The sequence below is a fragment of the Lapidilactobacillus salsurivasis genome (assembly GCF_054785215.1).
The window spans coordinates 1-20,637 of sequence record NZ_BAAABI010000003.1; the positions used below are offsets into that span (position 1 = coordinate 1).

Sequence of the window (20,637 nt, forward strand, 5' to 3'; positions counted from 1 at the left end):
CATTTTCTTCCGATGCAAGCATCTTCCGTAAATGTCGAAACTCGTTCGACTTGCATGTATTAGGCACGCCGCCAGCGTTCATCCTGAGCCAGGATCAAACTCTCATATAAAAGTTTGAGTTAGACTCGATTTTAAATTCATTAACTAGCGAATTGACTTCGCAAATGTTCTTTGTAGATAGCGACCGAAATCGCTATCGACCCTGCACATTTATCGAAACTTTGTTCAGTTTTCAAAGGTCTACCTTGTCGCAACAGCAACTCATTTATAATACCATATCCACCAAACACTGTCAACATTTAATTTGAAAGTTTTTTGAGAAGGAAATGATCAAAGCTTAGAGCGCTGTGTGTTTCTTAAAAACGACAACTTAAATAGTTTAGCAAATCAAACCGCATTAAGCAAGCCTAAATAGCAAAAAAATCAAAAAAGTTTGGAGTGACTAAAATGGTTGCCGTTAGACTAGTAATTCGCCAACAATTCCGTGCATAATTCGTGAGTCGCCAAACTGGACGCGGGACTCACCGGGTTGCTGGCGCCTGGCGTTGTGATCGCGGTCAAAAAGGCCTGGATCAACGGTGCAAACCCACGGGCCGTCAGCATGGGTTGCCAGCTAGGCAGACTTTGCGTCAAGTCGCCGGCGCTGGTACTGACCGTCAGTTGCTGCAAATCACGGACGCAACTGATGCCTGTCGGTCGATGAAGTGTCAGCGTTTCTTGATCGACGCCTGCTTGCATATCCAACCAGGCGCTAATGGATTGCGTGGCGTCGGTCAACACAATTCCCGCCTGCCGCAGATTGCCGGCTTGATCGGCGACGATCTGGAATTTGCGGGTGCTAGCGGTCAGTTCCGCCGGACTGATCTGAGCGGCAGTCAGCGCCGTGTCGATCACGTGGGTGAACAAATCGAAAATCGCAAACTCAACTGGCTGAGCCGTGGCAATCCGATTTTTCTCAGCACGGACCATAGTGGGTCGCACTCCGGCGCTGGCTTGGACATTCAAACTGGCAAAGCGCCGGTTGAACCCGCAAGTCAACAAGAGTCCCCGCGCGGCGGCCAAAGCATACAAGGACTGCACCTCGGCCAGATCGGTGCTGACCGGCTTATCCACGTAGACGTGACATCCCGCCAGCAAGAACTGGCGGATCAAGGCGCCATGAGTGGCAGTCGGCGTATGGATAAAAACCGCGTCCGGCTGTAGTTCCAGCAGCGCCGCCACGGTTGTTACCGCCTGAGTAAACCCATAGCGCGCCTGTAAATGATTCAGCTTGACCTCATCGCGCGTGCACAAAAGCCACTGTGCTTGATCCTGTAACCCTGCCATCACTGGTAAATAAGCCTTTTGGGCAATGTTCCCCAAGCCGATCACACCGATTTTCAACATTTGCATGTCCTCTTCTTCTATATAATGGTTGCGCACAACAGTCGTCCATGGGGTCGTGTTCCGTCCATCATCAAGCCAACACCCGAACGCGCTACGCTCATTATACTATACCCCTCTGCCCACAGTCAGGAAAAATCACCTGGTGCCGCCGCCAACAAAAACGCCAAAAAACGTTCCGCGCTTAGCTATCAGGACAACTAAGCGCAGAACGTTTCGTCAACTTCTCTACTGGTTCGTTTATTTCTGGCGCGAGCGCACGCAACTGGCCCACGATCAAGGGGCTAACGCACGTCGACTGCCACAGGTTTACTGCTGGTAATCTTCAATGTTGATAACTTTGTCGATCCAGCTCTGGTCGTAGAAGTCTAGTTCGTGGGTCACGAGCAAGGCCGCGCCGGGGAAGGATTGGATGCCCTTGCGCAGGGCGGCTTTGGTCGCGTCATCCAAATGATTGGTGGGCTCGTCCAAAATCAACAGATTCGCCGGGATCATCATGATCTCCGCCAATTTCACTTTGGACTGCTCGCCCCCGGAGAGATCCGCGATCGGCGACAAGACTTGCTGGGCGGTCAAGCCCGTTCGCGCTAAAACTTGCCGCAAAATCTTCGGCTTCTCACGAGGATACAGATCCTGCATGTATTGCAGTGGCGTGGCCAACTTATGAGGCCATTGCAAACTCTGATTGTAATAGGCGATCTTCAGCGTAGGCGCCTGCTCGATCTCCCCGGCCAAAGGCGCTAACTGACCCAGAATGGTCTTCAACAAGGTGGATTTTCCCACGCCATTGTACCCGGCAATGACCACTTTCTCATCGTCCGCCACAGAAAATTCCAGTGGCCGCTGGTTCAACGGCTGCTTGTAGCCGATCACCAGATCCGTCGTGGTCACAATGATTTTGCTGGCGGTGGCGCTATGGGCAAAAGTGATCGTCGGTTGCACGAGCCGATCCGGCGCCTTCATGACTTCCACGTGGGCCAACTGCTTCTCCCGCCCCCGCGCCGAACGTGACCGCGAACCAGCCTTGTATTTACGAATATAGGCCTCGGTTTTGGCGATTTGTTCTTGTTGTTTCTGATAAGCGCGGCGATAGGCCAAGGAATTGGCTTCCTTTTGCTTGAAGGCCGCGGCCAAATCTCCGGTGTAGCGGGTGATCTGACCAAATTCAATATCCAAAATACAATTGGTGATGCCCTCGAGGAAATTATAATCGTGGGAGATCACCAAATAAGCGCCCTTGAAAGCCCGCAGGAAATCCGTCAGCCAATCAATGTGCTTCGTATCCAAATAGTTGGTCGGCTCGTCCAAGACCATCACATCGGGCTGTTGCAGCAGCAATTTCGCCAAAATGATCCGCGAACGTTGGCCGCCACTTAAAGCCGCCACATCATGTTCCAGCCCCATATCGGTGATCCCCAGACCGGTGGCCACCGTTTCGATTTGCGTCTCCACGTCATAAAACCCAGATTCTTCAAGCCGCGTCTGGATCTTGCCGGCCTTTTCCAGCAAGTCATCATCGTAATTTTGACCATATTCTTCATATAATTGGTTCATGCGCGTTTCGGCGGCGTACAAATGATCGAAAGCCGTCCGCAGAAATTCTCGAATGGTCATCCCCGGCGTTAATTGGGCGTACTGATCCAAATAACCGATCTCTAACCCTTTTTGCCAGGTGATCTGGCCCTCGTCCGGCAGGATCTCACCGGTCAGGATCTTGATCAGGGTACTTTTCCCGACCCCGTTCTGACCGACGATCCCCATGTGGTCTTGGTTCTCAACTTTAAAATTCGCATGGTCATACAGCGTCTTATCAACAAAAGCATGACTAAGATCGGTGACCGTTAATACACTCATAATTCAGACTCCTTAAAATTCGACTGACTAAAAATATACCATAAATCTTGCAAAAACGGCAGTATTCCAGATTACAAAATCATATTTTTCGCTATTTTTGTCATAAAAGTCCCCTTTTGTTACGAACGTGTGTCAAAAACCGCGCTTTATGACAATCAATTAACAGTGTGTCAGGTGCTGCGCGAACTTGTAATCTGGCTGGTATTTCACTGTTATATTCACCCGTTATACTCGATAGCGTTGATAAAACAACAGGAACTATTCCGCAACACGTAAAGGAGTCTTTCATTTATGTCCGCACGTTTGAACAATAAGCATCTCACTAGAATCGCATTCACCTTCGCGATCACGATTGCTTTCTTCTTGCCTAACTTCAACGTTCTCGCCGCTTCTACCTTGGGCGATAGCACCGAAGCGGCGCCCGTTTATCCATCGAAACAAGCTGTCAACCAAGTCACTCTCGCAGCGCGGATCACCAAAGATTTAGACGCGACCAACGCCGCCCAAGATCGTTTGGCCCGCCAAACTGCCACTCGTGCCGCTCAACTTGCTTATCAGAAACAACAAGATGAGATCGCCCGCAAAGCTGCCGAGAAAGCCGCCGCTGAAAAGGCTGCTGCTGAGAAAGCTGCTGCCGAAAAGGCTGCTAAGGCCGCTGCGGCAAAAGCTGCCGCGCAAAAGGCTGCCGCTGCTCGGGCTGCGCAAACCAGTTACTCAACGAGTCGTTCGACTTCGGGAACTTACCGAGGAACTTTCAAAATCAGTTTCTACGATCCTGCCGTTCTTGGTTCTAACATGGGTTATGGTGGCGTTGCCGCTAACTTGAGCATTTTTCCTCGGGGCACGCGCTTGAAGATCAGTATGTCTAATGGTCAAGTGCTTTACCGGACGGTCAATGATACTGGTACGTTTGCTTACAGCAATCCTTACCAATTGGACGTCGCAATGCCGAACAGTTCCATTCCTGCTGCTGGGATTCTCTCCGCTTCTGTCGAAGTTCTTTCCTAAGCAGCTGTCGTTACTAAAATTGAATAGTGTCAACTCGAGTCGCCAACTTGTTTGGCGGCTTTTTTCGTCCCTACGGCGAGCTAGGTTGGGGTTCTGGGGCTGTTTAAAAGTAGATTGGCCGCAGCTTGCGCTGCGAAATTCGGGGTGAGCTCGCTGTGGGCGTCACTTTGAGCTTTTCGGAAAACCACCGAAAAGCTCAAAGCCGAGCCTTGGTCTAAGTGGCAAAGCCACTAAGACCAATTTCACGGCGATCTCACCCCGAATTTCTCCGCTCCAGCCGCTCAACGTTATAACAGCCGTTTGAGCACTCACGCCATTTTGCAAGCTATTGTCAATTGATGTGGGACCACGCAATTGACGACCATGGTTAGTGGTCACAATCTTTACGTTGGTGACACCAGCATAGTCTGTCAGATAAACTGAGGCAAGTTCTTGGTGAATCAGCCGAATCTGTTGATGTTGCCGTACCACCCCCGAAAATCGGGTAATTGTTTGACCGCTAGCTTGCAAAAGCGCTTCGTCAAATTCTTTGCCTTGATTGCAGATAGGCTTAATTCTGTTCAGCAACCGGCTGGGACTGCGCGGCTCAGTGGTGAAATTGTCCTTGGCTGCTTTGCCGCCTAGGACAAGGCTCGATTTGAAGCCAATTCCCGCTTTTGGAATTGGCTTCAAACAACGCCCACCACGTTCGAAACAGAGTGCGAACCGACCCGGTCAGCTCATGAGCATTAGCCTAGCAAGGATTTTGGAAGCTGCGCTTTGCTTCCAGAAGCCTTGCGTAGCTAAGCGCAGGGAGCTGGGTCGGTGAGCACGTTTCCAGTCCGCAACAGCAGTCCCAGCCGGTTGCGCTCACGCACAACACACTACCACACCTGCAATCAAGCGAAAATCTACAAACAGAACCAGTGTTTTCCAACTTTTCTCAGCAATATTAATGTAATTCCCAGCGAGATTAGTTAAAATGAAAGCAAGAGCAAAATCAGAGTGCGAACCAGCCCGGGTTGCGCTTGAGCATTATCCTAGAAATCGTTTTGGAAGCCGCGCCTTGCTTCCGCAACAATCGTGTAGCTAAGCGGAAAGCGCTGGGGGTGGCGAACACGTTTCAAAAAGAGTGAGAGCCACCCCGGGTAGCTTCTGAGCATAGCCTAGTCAGGATTTTGGAGGCTGGGCTTTGCCTCCGGAAGCCTGACGTAGCTAAGCGGAAGAAGCTGGGGTGGCGAACACGTTTCAAAAGGAGGTCAAAAATGAGTGTTGATAGTATCACCGAGCCAGCGTTCATGAACGCATTGCTGAGCCTCACTGAGGAGCAGGACTTCCGTCAGATCACCGTTTCCATGTTGACCCGCAAGGTCGGGATGCATCGCCAAAGTTTTTATTATCATTTTCAGGATAAGTACGAGTTGCTGGCTTACACTTACCAACAAATCAGTTTCCACTTTCTTGATAGCGATCAGGTGACCTTCACCAATTGGCGGGTGCAAGTTGAGAAGATGCTGGATTCGATCAACAAGCATCAACGTTTCTATTTGAATACGGCGGCCAGTGATCAAAACACGTTATTGCTGACGTTCTCGCATGTGGTTAAGGCGCGGTTAACGGATATGCTGGAGGAGATTGATCCGGAGCAACATTTATCGCCTCATGATCGGGCTTTTTACGCGGAGTTCTTTGGTTATGGCTGTGGTGGTGTGTTGGTCGATTGGATCGTAGGTGGCTTTGCGACGCCGCCACAAGAAATCGCGGGCAAGCTGTCGCGGCTGGTCACGGACATCAAACACTTCTCGCCTTATCTCTAACTAAGTCCGGCTCACCTGATTAGCCTGTAGGTCACGTCAATCAAAAATCAACACGATAAAACACCCCACGGTCACGCGGACCTGGGGTGTTTTTGACTGATGAGAATGCTACGTGAATTCTGGTTTTTGAAACGTGCTGCGCCAGCCCAGCTTCTTCCGCTTAACTACGCTAGGCTTCCGGAGGCAAAGATCCGCCTCCAAAATCCTAGCTAGGTTAATGCTCAGAAGCTACCCGGGCTGGCTTCGCACTCTGGTTTTTGAAACGTGCTGCGCGCAACTGCTTTCTGCGCCGATACGCAATTTGTCACAGATTGTCTGCGCCAATCTGCAACAAATCGCTAGTCGTGCTCAAAAGCAACCCGTTGCGCTTCGCACTCTGATTCTTAATTTCCGGTCCAGGCTGTGTAGTCGTTGTTTTGGGCGTAGATGACGAAGTGTTGGTCGACGGTGGGATTTTCGAAAACGAAGCCTTGATTGGTGACATTCAATTTGTTCTGGCGCGTTTCTTCGTTATCGAGCGTCTCCTGGGCCAAACCTTGGGTGGCGCGAATTTTGTCCGAAACACGTTGGAGTTCGGTCGTCGAGGCGATCTGGTAGGCCGCCGCGCCAATATAGGCGTTGGTGCCATGAATGTAGTCACTGCTAATGCTTTCACTGGCGCCGCGATAATTCAGAAAAATCTGGACCATATCATCGAAGGTCAGGTTGGTTTTCATGTTGCTGGTGATGGCTTTGAGCACCTTTTGGAAATTAGCGAGGGTGCCGGTACTGGCGGTAGATTTGATAATTGCCGTGATGATTTGGCGCTGGCGCTTCTGGCGACCGTAATCGTTCTCCGGATCGTCGTAACGCATCCGCGCGTAAGCCAGCGCCTGTTTCCCATTCAGATGCATCGCTCCTTTGGTAAAACTGGAGCCACCGTAACTGAAAGCAAAAGGCACATCCACGTCAACACCGCCGACCGCGTCCACGATTTTCTCCAGGCCACCCATGTTGATGGTCACGTAGTAATCCAGCGGCACATTCAGCAACTGGCTGACCGTATTCATCGCCATTTTCGAACCGCCTTCACGGTAAGCCGCGTTGACTTTCTGGACGTTGAAACCGCTGGAGCCGACCATTTCCGCCATCGTATCCCGCGGCACACTGGTCAGTAAAACCTTCTTGGTGCCAGGATTGACCGTTGCGACGATCATCGTGTCCGAATTACCTTGATCGTTCCGGCCCTCGGCGCCAGTATCCGCCCCTAATAAGAGCACGGAAAAGGCCTTTTTCTGTTGGAAAAGCGCCGCCGATTTGATTTCCCCGGCGGATTCATAAGTCCCATTAAGAGCTTTCTTCGTTTGACCGTACAACCGCAACGCATATGCGCCCACGGCAAACGCCACGACCACAACGAGCAGACCAATGATCCGCCCCCAGCGTGGCTTCTTAACCCCATCATCTTCAAACGTCAGCAAGCGATTACGGCGCAACTTGCGCGTATGTTCCGTTCTTTTGTCCAAAATAACGACCTCCGTTATTAGCTACTAATAGATTAATACAGCTGACGACAAAAGACTAATAAAAAACGTCACCCTTACAACATCCTTAAGCAAATTGTGACAAAAGTGCAAGACCACGATGATCATTGTGGTGGGTTTGGTGGGTGTTGCGCGCGAGCGCAACCGGCTCCTATTCATGTTTTTTCGCTTGATTGCAGGTTTGGGTGGGTTTGGATGGTGACGCAACCGGCTGGGACTGCTGATGCGGACTGGAACGTGGTGGGCATCGTTTGAAGCCAATCCGCAAGCCCGGCGGCTTGTCTTCAAATCGAGCCTTGTCCTAAGCGGCAAAGCCGCTAAGGACAATTTCACCACTGAAACGTGTTCGCCACCCCAGCTTCTTCCGCTTAGCTACGTCAGGCTTCCGGAGGCAAAGCCCAGCCTCCAAAATCCTGACTAGGCTATGCTCAGAAGCTACCCGGGGTGGCTCTCACTCTAAATAGAGCCGCGCAGTCCCAGCCGGTTGCTAGGCAGCATTGAGCCTATCCGCAATCGAGGCGAAGGACTTGACGAAGTGGTTTTGCAAGCTAGTGGTCAAACAATCACTCCTTTTTGAAATGGTCCGGCAATATCAACGGATTTGGATTAGCGGAATGATATACTTTGCGTTGGTCTAATAATTTGACCCATTTCCTTAATAATCCTTGAGTTGGGAACGACGGATTCAGTTGATTCATCCAGAGCTTGCCTTAGTTCATCAGACAGACTGCTCTGGTGTCACCAATTTAAAGCTGGTAACCACTAGCCATGGTCGTCATTTCCGTGGTGCTCCATCAATTGGCAATAGTTTGCCAGGTGGCGTGAGTGCTCAAACGCCTGTTAAACCGTTGAGCGGCTGGAGCGGAGCGTGGCGTTGGTGGGCTGTTTGTTCGTCTGGCGGAAGGTCGGGCTGGGGGTGAGTCAGCCGCGATATTATTGTTGGCGATTTATCGCCTACAATAAGGCCGAGTTTTGAGATTTTCGGTGGGTTTCCGAAAAGCTCAAAATCGTGCCCGCCGCGTTCCACCACCCCCAGACCGACCTGGAGCCCCACCACATCTGCAATCCACCAACGCCACGCGCAGCGCAAGCTGCGGGCATCATCCTTTCGCCTGCGAAGTGCTGCGGTCATCATCCCTTCAACCAAGGCAAATCGCCGAAACTCACCACAATAAAGCAGACTTTTTCATTTCGAGGATTAACTATCTGGGCGAAAAAGTGTACGATATGATTAAGCGCCATTAACAAATATTCCAGGAGGTTTTTTCCATGGCTACAATCAAACAATTACCAGAACGACAAGAGGTTCCCGAGTCCTTAACTTGGGACCTAGGCTTGATCTATCCTGACGATGCCGCTTGGGAGGCGGATTTCGCTGAAGTTGGCGCGTTGGCTGACCAAGCGGCTGCCTTCCAAGGCAAGCTGGGTGCCAGCGCCAGTGAACTTTATCAAGGAGTGGTTGCCTTACACGCGGCTTTTCGCCGGCTGGAGAAGGTCTATGTTTACGCCAGCATGAAAAGCGATCAGGACACCAACAATAACCATTATCTCGGCTTAGACGCGCGCGCCGGTTCTTTGGCAACCAGTGTTTCGACAAAATTATCTTTCTGCGATCCAGAGATCATCGCCATTGATGACGCGACTTTGGCGGATTTTTTTGTCAGCGAACCGCGCTTGAAGGATTACAGCCATTTCTTCGATAACCTGCGGCAACAAAAGGCTCATGTGTTGGACGCCAATTCAGAGGCCTTGGTCAATGCGGCGACGGAAGTTTTCGGCGCCTCCCGTAGTACCTTCAATGTTTTGAACAACTCCGATTTAGAATTTCCTTTGGTGCAGGATGAAGACGGTCAAACCGTTCAATTATCCAACGGGCTCTACGGCACTTTGATCGAATCCGGCGACCGCGATGTCCGCCAAGACGCTTTTACCGGCTTGTATAGTGTTTACGACCAATTCCAAAACACGCTGGCGCAGACGCTTTCCGGCGAGATCAAGAGCCACAATTATTTGGCCCAAGTCCATCATTATCCTAATGCTCGGGCCGCGGCCATGAGCCAAAACAATGTGCCCGAAGTCGTTTATGACACCTTGATCGAACAGGTCAACAGCCATTTGGACCTGCTTCATCGCTATGTGGCGCTGCGCAAACGGATCCTCGGCGTCGACACCTTGCATATGTACGATATGTATGTGCCGCTGACCGGCGAGCCCCCGCTAAGTTATGATTTTGCCGCGGCGAAAGTCGAAGCCAAAAAAGCCCTGAGTATTCTCGGCGACGATTATCTGAGCCACGTGGATGAGATCTTCAACAATCGCTACATTGACGTGGTCGAAAATAAAGGCAAACGGGGCGGCGCTTATTCCGGCGGTTCTTACGACACTGCGCCTTACGAACTGCTGAACTGGCAAGATAATGTCAGCAACCTGTACACTTTGATCCACGAAACCGGCCACAGCGTGCACAGTTGGTACACCCGCCACAATCAGCCTTACCAATACGGCGATTATCCGATTTTCTTGGCCGAGATCGCCTCAACCACCAATGAAAACTTGTTGACCGAATATCTGCTGAAAACGCAAACGGATCCGCAAGTCCGCGCCTATCTGTTGAACTACTACTTGGATGGCTTCAAGGGCACCGTTTATCGCCAGACGCAATTTGCCGAATTCGAACACTTCTTGCACACAGCCGACGCGGCAGGCCAACCGCTGACCGCCGAAGCGTTGAATCAGAAGTATGGCGCTTTGAACGCCCATTACTACGGTGACGCGGTGGTTTCTGATCCGGAAATCAGTTTGGAATGGTCACGGATCCCGCATTTCTACATGGACTATTACGTTTACCAATATGCCACTGGTTTTGCGGCGGCCTCTTCCCTCTCTGCCAAAATCACCAGCGAAGGGCAACCGGCTGTTGACAAGTATCTGACTTACTTGAAGTCGGGTTCCTCCGCTTATCCGATCGAGATCATGCAAAAGGCTGGGGTCGATATGACCAAGCCGGATTATCTCGAGGCTGCCTTTGCTGTCTTCGCGGAACGGTTGACGGAACTGGAACAACTGCTGGGTCAATGATTGCTTAAGGCTGGATAAAAGGAGGCTGTCCGCAGCTTGCGCTGGGCGTGGCGTTGGTGGATGGCAGATGTGGTGGGGCTCCAGGTCGGGCTGGGGGTGGTGGAACGCTGCGGGCACGATTTTGAGATTTTCGGAAGTACGCCGAAAATCTCAAAACTCGGCCTTATTCTAGGCGGCAAAGCCGCCAAGAATAATATCGCGGCTGACTCACCCCCAGCCCGACCTTCCGCCAACTAGTAAACGGACCACCAACACCACGCTCCGCTAAACATTATCTTGGCCATTTAAGCACTCCCGCCAACTGGCAAACCATGTTCAACTGATTCAGATTCACGCAATTGACGGCCGTGATTCGTGGTTACAATCCTTGAATTGGTGACACCATCGCAGGCTGTCTGATGAACTAGGACAAAATATCGATGAATCAACCAAATTCGTTGGTATTGCCTGACGACAAAAAAGTGGTCACCTTTCGACCACTTGCTTGCAAAAGCACTTCGTCAGATACCCAGCTTCGATTGCAGATCGGCTCAATTCTGCCTAGCAACCGCCTCAGGACGTGTGGCTCAGCGGTGAGATTATTCTTAGCGATTTATCGCTTAGAATAAGGCTCGATTTGAAGACAAGCCGCTGGGCTTGCGGATTGGCTTCAAACGATGCCCACCGCGTTCCAGCCACGACAAACGTCCTGAGGCGGTTGCGTCACCATCCAAACCCACCCCGCCTGCAATCAGGCAAGAACCAAACTACCAAAAAGTTTTTCAAAAAAACAACATATCGGAGGTTACCACCATGTGGGGAATGATCGCTACTTGGCAAATGGCACGCGATGGCGTGGCCACTGCCGCGCAGGAGTTACAGCAACAAGGAGATGCCGGTGACGCCTTGGTCACGGCTATCAAGGACGTGGAAAACAATCCCGAATACGGCTCGGTCGGTTACGGCGGTTTGCCCAATGAACACGGGTTGCTGGAAATGGACGCGGCATACATGAATGGCAATACTTATGGAATCGGCGCCGTAGCTGGCATTACCGATGTCAAGAACCCAATCACCGTCGCCCGCAAACTCAGCCACGATCATTTCAATAGTTTCCGGGTCGGCGCCGGCGCAACGGAATACGCGCAACAGGCTGGTTTTGAGCGGGTCAATATGTTGACACCCGCTGCGATCACCGCTTGGCAGGAGCGCGTCGCTGAGGTTGCTGGCAAAAATTTGACTCCTTATGACGGTCATGATACCGTCGGCGTCGTCGCCCTGGATCAACAGGCGAAAATGGTCGCCGGCACGTCCACCTCGGGACTCTTCATGAAAAAGCACGGCCGCGTTGGCGATTCGCCGCTGTCTGGCTCTGGTTTTTACGTGGATAGCGAAATCGGCGGCGCCACCGCCACCGGGTTAGGCGAAGATATTATGAAAGGCGTGCTCTCCTATGAGATCGTGCGCTTGATGAAGTCCGGATTGACCCCGCAAGCGGCCTGCGACCAAGCCACTTACGATTTCGACCGGCGGCTCAAACAACATTATGGCAAAGCCGGCGCCTTCTCCCTGATCGCCCTGGACAAACAAGGCAATTGGGGCGTGGCCACCAATTGCGAGTTCACCTTTGCAGTCGCCACCGCCACCCAGCCGCTGACCGTTTACACCGCCAATCCCGGCCCCGATGACAGCACCACTTTTGTCGTGACGGCCCATTAATACCGGCGCCAATCAATCAGGAAAAAAGGTTCGCAAAATATCGGCAACACGAGGCACCAGTGACGTTAGGTCATTGGCGCCTTTTTATTTCCCCTAGAACTTCAGACCGCATCCGTTCCAGCTAATTGTTGATTCCAAACTCTAAATTTTCTAAAAAGAGCCCGCCAGTCGCCACAAAAAAACTGACCGCAAGTCATTCTGCGGTCAGTTCATTGAGTAGTGGTCACGATGTTTTAGCCATTTCGGCGTTTTTGGACGAGGAGCGCGAACAGGTAGCAGATCACTTCGATCAAGGCGATGAAGAAGGTGACCGGCCAATTGGTCAGATAGCCTAGCCACAGGCCGAGCCAGACGCCAAACAGCGCGGCCGCCACGGAGATCAGCAGCAATTGTTTCATGCTGTGTCCCAGGGCTTTGGCGATCGAGGCTGGCAACGTCAACAGGATGAACACCAGCATTGAGCCGACGATCTGCGCGCCGACGCTGACACTCATTGCCAGCAGGATCAAGAAGATGATCCCGATCACGCGAGCGTGGACCCCATTGGCCTTGGCGCCGACACTATCGAAGGAATCGAATTGCAGCGGCCGGAAAATCAGCCAGATCGTCACCAGCACCACCAGCGACAACACCACCAGTTGCCAAACGCCGCTCTGACTGATGCCGACAATACTCCCGAAGAGAATATCGGTGGCGTAACTAGAGCTTTGATTGGCCAGCGCCAGGAATAAGATCCCTGAGCCGATAAAGAGCGAGGAAACGGCGCTGATCGTCGATTCCCGTTGGACCCGTTCCACCGACAAACTACTGATCAGCAAGCTGCTGGCCAAGGTGAACAGCAACATCCCAATCAACGGCGAGATGCCGAGAAACGCGCCAAACGCCGCGCCGGCAAAACCGATCTCAGACAACATGTGGGCCAGAAAAGACAATTGCCGGGCCACCACGAAGACGCCGATCACCCCACAGGTCAAAGCGATAAACGTACTGGCCACAAACGCGTGGCGCATAAAGGTAAAAGCAAACATTAAAGCCGCACCCCCTTCAAACTATCGGCGTTGACTTCTTTGCTGGAGCCGGTCAACAACTGCTGATTACTGATCAACAAATAGCGGTCGGTGTACCGCGCCGTCAACTCCAAGTCGTGGCTGACGAAGACCAGCGCCATTTTCTGCTGGGTCACGATCGTATCCACCAAGGCCATCATCTGCACCTTCGCGTCCACGTCCATGCTGGCAGTGGCCTCATCCAAAATCAACAGATCTGGATCGGCTAACAAAGCTTGCGCCAAGTACGCCCGTTGCCGCTCACCGCCAGAGGTCAAGGTGATCGGGCGGTCTTTGATCTGCGTCAATTGCGTCTGCGCCAAAACTTGGGTCACCCGCTCTTTTTCCGAATGGCTCAACCACGGCCGCCAACTCATCCCCACATTCAAGGCCACGAAACTGGCGACGGACAGCGGCGCGTCGGCATCCAAATTGCGAAATTGGGGCACGTAGCCGATTCGCAGTCGCTCATGACCAGGCAACGGGATCCGCGTGATCGTGCCGGCAGTGGGATGGGTCAACCCGATCAACAGTTTGACCAACGTCGACTTGCCGGCGCCATTATGCCCGATCAAGGCCAATTTCTCGCCGGCGTCGATCGTAAAATTCAAATTCTTAAAAACAGTTTTCTCACCGAAGCTCATCGCTAAATCGGTGACTTTCAAAATTGGGTCTGTCATTGATTCTCCTCACTTACTATTTCTCAAAACGTGCTCACCGACCTAGCTTCTTCCGCTTAGCTACGCCATTGTTCCGGAAGCAAAGCCCAGCTTCCATAACAATGGCTAGGCTAATGCTCAGAAGCTGACCGGGGTGGCTCCGCACTCTGGTTTGAAACGTGCTGCGAGGTGCAGACCGCTGCGCCTTAAGGTATCAGTTTGCCAAATCTGCTCCGCAGCTTAGTCAATCTGATAAATTAATGCTCACGGTCTAATCGCACCTCTCCGCACTCTGTTATTTTGTGATTGTCGCGAATGCTTGTAACTGGCTGGTCATCCAACTCAAATAATTCTTCCCTTGCGGCAATGTTTCGGTCACTCGCAAAATTGGCACCTGATGTCGCTCGGCCCGCTTGATCAAATCGGTGACCAAGGCGCTGGTCACTTGTTTATTGACGACTAGGCAACTGACTTCGCGGTGATCCAATTGATCTTGCATCCGCTGAATATCAGCAGGCTTCGGATCGGCGCCCTCTTCAATATCCAAGGCGAAGCTTTCATTGACGATGGTCATTTTCAAATTAGTCAGGACATAATTGAAAACTGGCTCGGTAATCATTACTTTCTGCCCGGAAAGCGTTTGGCGTAACTCTTTTTCCTGTTCTTGCAACTTGGCCAAACGCGCCAAATATTTCTGCCCGTTACGTTCGAAAGTCGCCGCCTGAGCTGGTCGCAGCGCGCTAAAACGCTTGACCAACAGCTTCGTGACTTGGGGCATCACGCTGAAATCATACCAAAGATGTTCATTACCGCCGTCTGGCAACTTAACGATATCCGCCGCCACATCGATCAGCTGGGTCTGTTCATCGTCGGCCTTGACCAATTTGGCCAGCCAGCTGTCATAGCCCGCGCCGTTCATCAGCGCCAGATCCGCCCGCGCCACGATCTTCGCGTCATTGGTCGTCGGCGAATAATCGTGAGGATCCACACTCGGCGAATTGATCAAGCTCGTGACTGTCCCCGCGTCGCCCAAAATCGCCCGCGCCGGATCACCATAGAAATCCAATGAGGTCACAAAATGAATCTTGCCCGTAGTCTTCGCTGGTTCCTTGGTCGCGGTCCGGCCACAAGCCGTTAGCAGCAGACTCAAGCTGAGCAGCGCCACCAACCAAGGCCATTGTTTAATCAGTTTTTTAACCATAACTCCTCCTTACTAATCAATAGTCTAATGATGACAATAAATATGGTCAAATGTTCATAGGTTCATCTATCGCAATAAAGCGGTTAATTGCGGTGATCGCGCTGGGGTCGCGCCTGCCAAAACTCAGTGATAGCTTACATTCTAACCTTTTTTTGCAAAAAAATTAAATTTTTTGTATTTCAGAGCTTTTGCTTGATTGCAGGTTTGGGTGGGGACGCAACCGCCTGAGACTGCTGTTGCGGACTGGAACGTGGTGGGCATCGTTTGAATTGATCGAGAACGACTGGTTCCTATTCTTGATTGTCCGGAATTCGCAGGGTTTGGGTGGGGACGCAACCGCCTCAGGACGTTCGTCGTGGCTGGAACGCGGTGGGCATCGTTTGAAGCCAATCCGCAAAGTGCGCGGCTTGTCTTCAAATCGAGCCTTGTCCTAAGCGGCAAAGCCGCCAAGGACAATTTCACCGCTGAGCCACACGTCCTGAGGCGGTTGCTAGGCAGAATTGAGCTTATCTGCAATTGAAGATGGGTATCTGACGAAGTGCTTTTGCAAGCAAGAGGTCAAAACAATTGCCAACTTTTGGGATGGTACGGCAATGCCAACTGATTTGGATCAGGAGATCGGCCTACTTTGTGTAAGTTGAACATCTTTATCCGCTCCAGAAACAATCACTGGTTGGAAATTGACCGATTCGGCTGATTCGCCAAGAACTTGCCTCAGTTTATCTGACAGACTATGCTGGTGTCACCAACGTAAAGATTGTGACCACTAACCACGTCCGTCAATTGCGTGGTTCCCCATCAATTGGCAACAGCTTGTCAGTTGGCGTGAGTGCTCAAACGACTGCTATAACGTTGAGCGGCTGGAGCGGAGCGTGGCGTTGGTGGATTGTTTACTCGTCGGCGGAAGGTCGGGCTGGGGGTGAGTCAGCCGCGATATTATTGTTGGCGATTTATCGCCTACAATAAGGCCGAGCTTGAAGATTTTCGGCGAGTTTCCGAAAAGCTTCAAGTCGTGCCCGCCGCGTTCCACCACCCCCAGCCTGACCTGGAGCCCCACCACACTTGCCATCCACCAACGCCACGCGCAGCGCAAGCTGCGGACAAGCTACTTTCATGCAACCTAAGTGTTCCACTAGCAGTCATAATATCACCAAAAAAAACGGAATTGCTTTTATTTAGCAAAGTGGTATATTGTAATTAGATTGATCACTGTTCACGAAATTTATTGGACTAACGGGCAAGTTAAGGGCGCTGATGGGTTGTGCATTCAAGGAGGAGTTAAGATGTCATTTACCGAAGTTATTGTAGGAATTTTGTCAACACTTTGGGCGCTGGCGCCCTTTGCGTTAGCGCTGTGTCTCGGCGTGGGTCTATTCATGTTGCTGGTATCCACCCTCGAATTACTCCATCGTTACCTCAAGCAGCAAATCAAATAACCTCGAATTCCCACTGACCACTGAAGTCGTCGCTAGTTAATCGCTAGCGACTTTTTTTATTGGTCGCCTGGTGCTGACCAAAAAAGCCGCGGGAATCCGTTAGCTTGCAGCAGCTGGTCAGGCGACCAACCGCTCCAAGCTCACGTTATCCCGCGACTTATGCGTATTTTCAATCATAACTTTCGATTGCTATTTTTAGCTTGTTATTTTTGGCTTGTTATTTTTATTTTGCTATTTCTATTTCGTTATTTCTCTGGCGCGATTTTTCTACTCGGAAATAAGCGGGCCAACGTATTCGTTGACGGCGCGGACCCAATCCACCGGCTGAGCTTGGCGTAATTGGGTGGCTAAGGAAATGGTTTGGTCGGCGATGATGCTTTGGGCATCGATCACTTGATAAGGGTGCTCCGGCGCTTTTTCTTGAGCCAATGACAGTTCGGTACACCCGAGAACGATGACGGAAACGTGGTAGTCATCGTGCATTTTGGCCAAAATGCGGTGGTACAATTCATGGTCAACCAGATTCTGCTCTTTGATGTCTCGGTAAATCAATTCATTGACCATCGCTTGGATCGACTGATCACCGAGCACGACTTCGTGACCTGCCCGCTGGATCTCGTTGGCGTAAACTTTGTCGGCGATGGTGCCGGCGGTGGCGATCAAGCCCACCCGTTTTTCTTGGGGGAAGCGTTGGTGCAAGTTGTTGATCGCGATCCGCGGCATATGCAGCAGTGGCACTGGCGTCAGCGCCTGAAGTTCATCGTAGAAATAGTGGGCCGTGTTGCAGACCATCACGAAGAATTCTGGATGTAACTGACTCTGTTGCAAAATATCCTCCTGCAGATCCGGGAAGAAATTCGGTTGTTGGTGATCCAAAATATAGTTGGTCCGGTCAGGCACGGTGGCGTCATTGACCAACAAATAATTCAAATAATCCTGATCCTTACTGGCAGGTGTCCGCGCGTTCAACAACCGCAGATAACTTTCGGTGGCCATGGTGCCCATCCCACCAATGATCGTAAAGAAATCTTTCATGAAAACTAGCCTCGCAATCTCGCGGCCACAGCCTTGGCCACGGCCATATCCGTTGGCCACGGCGTATTGACGCCGCGGACTTTTTGTTCATCGTCGGAGCCTTTACCGGCCAGCACCACGATATCCCCGGGTTGACTTTCCGTGATTGCCAACTCGATGGCCGCGGCCCGATCCAATTCGATCGTCACCTTAACCTTCTGGGGATCGATCCCGGCTACGATTTGATTGGCGATGTCGATCGGCTCCTCGAAGCCCGGATCGTCATTGGTGATAAACGCCCGTTGCGCCAATTGATTCAGCGCCTTGGCGAAACCTTCCCGCCGCGAAACGCCCTTGTCGCCAGGACTCCCGACCACAACCAGCATCCGCGGTTGCTGATATTCTTTCTTCAAGAAGGACAACAACGCGACCATGCTGGCATAATTATGGGCATAATCCACATAAACGCGGCCATGACCCGGAATGTCCAGCTTTTCCATCCGGCCGGGGATCTGCACATTGGCAATTCCCTTGGCAGTATCTGGATAAGTGGCGCCAGCTAACCCAGCGCCAATGATTGCGGCGCAAGCATTGCTTTCATTGTAATCGCCGATCAGATCCAGCTCATACTCGCCGGTGATCCGCAATTGCTCCGCTTTCAAGGTACCCGCCGTCAACTTGAAGCGACTTTTCGACAAGTCGGCTTCTTCGGATTGATAGCGGAAATCGATTTTGACCCCTTCCGGCGCTGGAAAATCCGCCGAGGCGAATAAATAAACACTATCCGGTTCGGTGGTGATCGTCGCCGCCGCATAAACCTCATTGAAGTAATCTGTTTCGGCGTTGATCACACATTTCCGCGAATTGACCAACAGCTGCAATTTGCAGTGGAGATAATCGGCGAAAGTCGGGTGTTCGTTGGGCCCAATATGATCCGGCGAAATATTCAAGAAGAAGCCCACATCATAGGTCAGCCCGAAAACACGATTCTTCTTATAAGCTTGGGAAGACACTTCCATGGCCAAGTGGGTCATGCCGTTGTCCACCGCCGTCCGCATGTCGCGGAACAGGTCCAAGGATTCTGGCGTGGTCAATTCCGAAGCGATATGCTGCTCCGGTTTCGGCCCCAGCACCCGTTCCACCGTGGATGACATCGCTGTATGCCCATCATTGACGCGATCCAACATCCCCTTGGTGAAATAAGCCGAAGTTGTCTTGCCTTTGGTGCCGGTATAGGCGATCACGAACAAGTCATCTTGCGGAAAATCGTAAAACGCCGCCGCTAATAGCGCCATCGCTTTACGAATATTACGCACGATCAAGGCGTGCATGCCCTTGCCTTCCGCATAAGGTTGTTCCGCAACGTACACGGTTGCCCCGTTGTTTTTAGCCATTTCCAAATAGATCGGGCGGAAGTTCTCACCTTTACAGAAGAAGAGTGTATTCGCGGTAACTTGGCGCGAGTCGTAGGACGCGCTGGTGAATTTCTGCGAGACCTTGTCCTGGACGGCGCTGCTTTTTAATAAATGGTGCTCCTTTAAAATTAAAATACATGCATCTAGTGTTAGCCCCATAATCTAACTCCCTTTACTTAGCTATCATGTGTTTGTGCGATTGAAAAACCGCAACTTATGCGCAACGACGTTAGTTTATATTATACCACAGAGTGCGAACCGACCTGGGTAGCTCCTGAGCATTAGCTTAGATAAAGTAGGTTGGCCGCAGCTTGCGCTGCGAAATTCGGGGTGAGCTCGCTGTGGGCACTGTTTTGAGCCAATCCGCAAAGTGCGCGGCTTGTCTCAAAATCAGGCCTTGTCCTAAGCGGCAAAGCCGCCAAGGACAATTTCACGGCGATCTCACCCCGAATTTCTCCGCTCCAGCCGCTCAACGTTTTAACAGCCGTTCGAGCACTCACGCCTGCTGGTAAGCTATTGCTAATTGATGGAGATCCACGCAATTGACGACCGTGGTTAGTGGTCACCAGCTTTATATTGGTGACACCAGTACAGTCTGTCTGATGAACAGACCTAGTACTTGGCGAATCAAGCCGGGGCGTTCCTGAGCATTAGCCTAGCAATCTTAGCAATGACTTTAGAAGCGGGCTTCGCTTCGGAACAATTGCGTAGCTAAGCGCAAGGAGCTGGGTCGGTGAGCACGTTTCAATGATGGCCGCAGCTTGCGCTGCGAGAATCGGGGTGAGCTCGCTGTGGGCGTCACTTTGAGCTTCGCAAAACCCGCGAATCTCAAAGCTGAGCCTTGGTCTAAGTGGCACAGCCACTAAGACCAATTTCACGGCGATCTCACCCCGATTCTCTCCGCTCCAGCCGCTCAACGTTTTAACAGCCGTTTGAGCACTCACGCCATCCGGTAAGCTATTGCTAATTGATAGCGATCCACGCAATTGACGGCCGTGGTTAGTGATCACCAGCTTTATATTGGTGACACCAGTACAGTCTGTCTGATGAACAGACCTAGTTCTCAGCGAATCAACTGAATCGCCCGGATTCACCGAGGATTGTTTAAGGAGCAGGCAAAGATGTCCAACCAACAAATTCAAACCCGTTGATGCTGCCGTACCACCCACAAAATCGACGATTGTTTGACCTCTCACTGGCAAAAACACTTCGTCAAATCCTTCGTCTTCAATTGCAGATAGGCTCAATTCTGCCTAGCAACCGCCTCAGGACGTGTGGCTCAGCGGTGAGATTATTCTTAGCGATTTATCGCTTAGAATAAGGCCTGATTTTGAGACAAGCCGCGGTCTTTGCGGATTGGCTCAAAACAGTGCCCACCGCGTTCGAAACAGAGTGCGAACCGACCCGGTCAGCTCCTGAGCATTAGCCTAGCAATTGTTTTGAAAGCCGCACTTTGCTTTCGAAACAATTGCGTAGCTAAGCGCAGGGAGCTGGGTCGGTGAACACGTTTCCAGCCACGACAAACG

The 20,637-nt window shown here is 51.5% G+C and carries 23 protein-coding genes and 1 rRNA gene; 11 read left to right on the plus strand and 13 right to left on the minus strand.

The window, feature by feature from the left end:
* The 3 genes from ACYVSB_RS03955 to ACYVSB_RS03965 all read right to left on the minus strand — a co-directional run.
* Positions 1 to 110, minus strand: a 16S ribosomal RNA gene (locus ACYVSB_RS03955); the annotation flags it as partial.
* A gap of 352 nt (positions 111 to 462) precedes the next feature.
* Positions 463 to 1,386 carry a Gfo/Idh/MocA family protein gene (locus tag ACYVSB_RS03960; protein WP_461218505.1) on the minus strand — a complete coding sequence of 308 codons (924 nt, stop codon included), beginning with the start codon at positions 1,384 to 1,386 and terminating at the stop codon, positions 463 to 465.
* A 306-nt stretch (positions 1,387 to 1,692) separates the two neighbouring features.
* Positions 1,693 to 3,237, minus strand: a complete 1,545-nt coding sequence (locus tag ACYVSB_RS03965) for an ABC-F family ATP-binding cassette domain-containing protein (protein WP_461218506.1) — start codon at positions 3,235 to 3,237, stop codon at positions 1,693 to 1,695.
* A 291-nt stretch (positions 3,238 to 3,528) separates the two neighbouring features.
* Here ACYVSB_RS03965 and ACYVSB_RS03970 point away from each other — a divergent pair, with 291 nt between their 5' ends.
* A complete protein-coding gene (locus ACYVSB_RS03970) occupies positions 3,529 to 4,245 on the plus strand; it encodes a hypothetical protein (protein ID WP_461218507.1) in 717 nt (238 codons plus the stop codon).
* Positions 4,246 to 4,407: 162 nt separating this feature from the next.
* Here ACYVSB_RS03970 and ACYVSB_RS03975 read toward each other — a convergent pair whose 3' ends face one another.
* Positions 4,408 to 4,917 carry a hypothetical protein gene (locus ACYVSB_RS03975; RefSeq protein WP_125602281.1) on the minus strand — a complete coding sequence of 170 codons (510 nt, stop codon included), beginning with the start codon at positions 4,915 to 4,917 and terminating at the stop codon, positions 4,408 to 4,410.
* A gap of 572 nt (positions 4,918 to 5,489) precedes the next feature.
* On the opposite strand from ACYVSB_RS03975, the gene ACYVSB_RS03980 reads away from it, so the two are divergent.
* Positions 5,490 to 6,041: a TetR/AcrR family transcriptional regulator gene (locus ACYVSB_RS03980; protein ID WP_125602284.1), complete on the plus strand. Its 552-nt coding sequence runs from the start codon at positions 5,490 to 5,492 to the stop codon at positions 6,039 to 6,041.
* 383 nt (positions 6,042 to 6,424) lie between these two features.
* Here ACYVSB_RS03980 and ACYVSB_RS03985 read toward each other — a convergent pair whose 3' ends face one another.
* Positions 6,425 to 7,501, minus strand: coding sequence for an LCP family protein (locus ACYVSB_RS03985; RefSeq protein ID WP_318531104.1), 1,077 nt, complete (start codon positions 7,499 to 7,501; stop codon positions 6,425 to 6,427).
* A gap of 286 nt (positions 7,502 to 7,787) precedes the next feature.
* Between ACYVSB_RS03985 and ACYVSB_RS03990 the strand changes: the two genes are divergently transcribed.
* The 4 genes from ACYVSB_RS03990 to ACYVSB_RS04005 all read left to right on the plus strand — a co-directional run bounded on the left by ACYVSB_RS03990 (position 7,788) and on the right by ACYVSB_RS04005 (position 10,879).
* Positions 7,788 to 7,985 (plus strand): hypothetical protein, encoded by a 198-nt coding sequence (locus tag ACYVSB_RS03990; RefSeq protein WP_125602286.1) that lies wholly within the window; start codon positions 7,788 to 7,790, stop codon positions 7,983 to 7,985.
* A 268-nt stretch (positions 7,986 to 8,253) separates the two neighbouring features.
* Positions 8,254 to 8,484, plus strand: coding sequence for a hypothetical protein (locus ACYVSB_RS03995; protein WP_125602289.1), 231 nt, complete (start codon positions 8,254 to 8,256; stop codon positions 8,482 to 8,484).
* 358 nt (positions 8,485 to 8,842) lie between these two features.
* Positions 8,843 to 10,642 carry an oligoendopeptidase F gene (pepF, locus tag ACYVSB_RS04000; protein WP_191987507.1) on the plus strand — a complete coding sequence of 600 codons (1,800 nt, stop codon included), beginning with the start codon at positions 8,843 to 8,845 and terminating at the stop codon, positions 10,640 to 10,642.
* 36 nt (positions 10,643 to 10,678) lie between these two features.
* Positions 10,679 to 10,879 (plus strand): hypothetical protein, encoded by a 201-nt coding sequence (locus ACYVSB_RS04005; RefSeq protein WP_125602295.1) that lies wholly within the window; start codon positions 10,679 to 10,681, stop codon positions 10,877 to 10,879.
* A 315-nt stretch (positions 10,880 to 11,194) separates the two neighbouring features.
* Here the strand turns inward: ACYVSB_RS04005 and ACYVSB_RS04010 are convergent, their stop codons facing one another.
* Positions 11,195 to 11,320: a hypothetical protein gene (locus tag ACYVSB_RS04010; RefSeq protein WP_263853211.1), complete on the minus strand. Its 126-nt coding sequence runs from the start codon at positions 11,318 to 11,320 to the stop codon at positions 11,195 to 11,197.
* A gap of 114 nt (positions 11,321 to 11,434) precedes the next feature.
* On the opposite strand from ACYVSB_RS04010, the gene ACYVSB_RS04015 reads away from it, so the two are divergent.
* The gene (locus ACYVSB_RS04015; RefSeq protein ID WP_461218508.1) at positions 11,435 to 12,340 is read left to right on the plus strand and encodes a N(4)-(beta-N-acetylglucosaminyl)-L-asparaginase; all 906 of its coding nucleotides are present in this window, start codon (positions 11,435 to 11,437) and stop codon (positions 12,338 to 12,340) included.
* Positions 12,341 to 12,573: 233 nt separating this feature from the next.
* On the opposite strand, the gene ACYVSB_RS04020 is transcribed toward ACYVSB_RS04015, so the two are convergent.
* From ACYVSB_RS04020 to ACYVSB_RS04030, 3 genes are all read right to left on the minus strand, one after another.
* Positions 12,574 to 13,368, minus strand: a complete 795-nt coding sequence (locus ACYVSB_RS04020) for a metal ABC transporter permease (RefSeq protein ID WP_461218509.1) — start codon at positions 13,366 to 13,368, stop codon at positions 12,574 to 12,576.
* A complete protein-coding gene (locus ACYVSB_RS04025; RefSeq protein WP_461218510.1) occupies positions 13,368 to 14,066 on the minus strand; it encodes a metal ABC transporter ATP-binding protein in 699 nt (232 codons plus the stop codon). The genes ACYVSB_RS04020 and ACYVSB_RS04025 overlap by 1 nt, the downstream gene beginning before the upstream one ends.
* Before the next feature lie 274 nt (positions 14,067 to 14,340).
* Positions 14,341 to 15,246: a metal ABC transporter solute-binding protein, Zn/Mn family gene (locus tag ACYVSB_RS04030; RefSeq protein WP_461218511.1), complete on the minus strand. Its 906-nt coding sequence runs from the start codon at positions 15,244 to 15,246 to the stop codon at positions 14,341 to 14,343.
* Positions 15,247 to 15,601: 355 nt separating this feature from the next.
* Between ACYVSB_RS04030 and ACYVSB_RS04035 the strand changes: the two genes are divergently transcribed.
* From ACYVSB_RS04035 to ACYVSB_RS04045, 3 genes are all read left to right on the plus strand, one after another.
* Positions 15,602 to 15,766 (plus strand): hypothetical protein, encoded by a 165-nt coding sequence (locus ACYVSB_RS04035; protein WP_461218512.1) that lies wholly within the window; start codon positions 15,602 to 15,604, stop codon positions 15,764 to 15,766.
* A gap of 239 nt (positions 15,767 to 16,005) precedes the next feature.
* A complete protein-coding gene (locus ACYVSB_RS04040; protein ID WP_461218513.1) occupies positions 16,006 to 16,212 on the plus strand; it encodes a hypothetical protein in 207 nt (68 codons plus the stop codon).
* Positions 16,213 to 16,529: 317 nt separating this feature from the next.
* A complete protein-coding gene (locus tag ACYVSB_RS04045) occupies positions 16,530 to 16,682 on the plus strand; it encodes a hypothetical protein (protein ID WP_164511184.1) in 153 nt (50 codons plus the stop codon).
* A gap of 267 nt (positions 16,683 to 16,949) precedes the next feature.
* Here the strand turns inward: ACYVSB_RS04045 and ACYVSB_RS04050 are convergent, their stop codons facing one another.
* The 4 genes from ACYVSB_RS04050 to ACYVSB_RS04065 form a co-directional block, all read right to left on the minus strand.
* A complete protein-coding gene (locus ACYVSB_RS04050) occupies positions 16,950 to 17,717 on the minus strand; it encodes an aspartate/glutamate racemase family protein (protein WP_461218514.1) in 768 nt (255 codons plus the stop codon).
* A 5-nt stretch (positions 17,718 to 17,722) separates the two neighbouring features.
* Positions 17,723 to 19,270 carry a UDP-N-acetylmuramoyl-L-alanyl-D-glutamate--2,6-diaminopimelate ligase gene (locus tag ACYVSB_RS04055; RefSeq protein ID WP_461218515.1) on the minus strand — a complete coding sequence of 516 codons (1,548 nt, stop codon included), beginning with the start codon at positions 19,268 to 19,270 and terminating at the stop codon, positions 17,723 to 17,725.
* Between the two features lie 122 nt (positions 19,271 to 19,392).
* Complete coding sequence (locus tag ACYVSB_RS04060; RefSeq protein WP_461218516.1) at positions 19,393 to 19,677, minus strand: hypothetical protein; 285 nt, start codon at positions 19,675 to 19,677, stop codon at positions 19,393 to 19,395.
* An 84-nt stretch (positions 19,678 to 19,761) separates the two neighbouring features.
* On the minus strand, positions 19,762 to 20,319 hold the full coding sequence (locus ACYVSB_RS04065; RefSeq protein ID WP_461218517.1) for a hypothetical protein: 558 nt from the start codon (positions 20,317 to 20,319) through the stop codon (positions 19,762 to 19,764).
* A 64-nt stretch (positions 20,320 to 20,383) separates the two neighbouring features.
* On the opposite strand from ACYVSB_RS04065, the gene ACYVSB_RS04070 reads away from it, so the two are divergent.
* Positions 20,384 to 20,530 (plus strand): hypothetical protein, encoded by a 147-nt coding sequence (locus ACYVSB_RS04070; protein ID WP_461218518.1) that lies wholly within the window; start codon positions 20,384 to 20,386, stop codon positions 20,528 to 20,530.
* Positions 20,531 to 20,637: the final 107 nt, after the last annotated feature.

What these genes read in the sequence shown, in the direction of transcription:
- ACYVSB_RS04025 (WP_461218510.1), bottom strand. Translation starts at nt 14,066, where the DNA reads ATGACAGACCCAATTTTGAAAGTCACCGATTTAGCGATGAGCTTCGGT.
- ACYVSB_RS04015 (WP_461218508.1), top strand. Translation starts at nt 11,435, where the DNA reads ATGTGGGGAATGATCGCTACTTGGCAAATGGCACGCGATGGCGTGGCC.
- ACYVSB_RS03990 (WP_125602286.1), top strand. Translation starts at nt 7,788, where the DNA reads ATGCGGACTGGAACGTGGTGGGCATCGTTTGAAGCCAATCCGCAAGCC.
- ACYVSB_RS04045 (WP_164511184.1), top strand. Translation starts at nt 16,530, where the DNA reads ATGTCATTTACCGAAGTTATTGTAGGAATTTTGTCAACACTTTGGGCG.
- ACYVSB_RS04050 (WP_461218514.1), bottom strand. Translation starts at nt 17,717, where the DNA reads ATGAAAGATTTCTTTACGATCATTGGTGGGATGGGCACCATGGCCACC.
- ACYVSB_RS03960 (WP_461218505.1), bottom strand. Translation starts at nt 1,386, where the DNA reads ATGTTGAAAATCGGTGTGATCGGCTTGGGGAACATTGCCCAAAAGGCT.
- ACYVSB_RS03965 (WP_461218506.1), bottom strand. Translation starts at nt 3,237, where the DNA reads ATGAGTGTATTAACGGTCACCGATCTTAGTCATGCTTTTGTTGATAAG.
- ACYVSB_RS03970 (WP_461218507.1), top strand. Translation starts at nt 3,529, where the DNA reads ATGTCCGCACGTTTGAACAATAAGCATCTCACTAGAATCGCATTCACC.
- ACYVSB_RS03980 (WP_125602284.1), top strand. Translation starts at nt 5,490, where the DNA reads ATGAGTGTTGATAGTATCACCGAGCCAGCGTTCATGAACGCATTGCTG.
- ACYVSB_RS04030 (WP_461218511.1), bottom strand. Translation starts at nt 15,246, where the DNA reads ATGGTTAAAAAACTGATTAAACAATGGCCTTGGTTGGTGGCGCTGCTC.
- ACYVSB_RS04020 (WP_461218509.1), bottom strand. Translation starts at nt 13,368, where the DNA reads ATGTTTGCTTTTACCTTTATGCGCCACGCGTTTGTGGCCAGTACGTTT.
- ACYVSB_RS04055 (WP_461218515.1), bottom strand. Translation starts at nt 19,270, where the DNA reads ATGGGGCTAACACTAGATGCATGTATTTTAATTTTAAAGGAGCACCAT.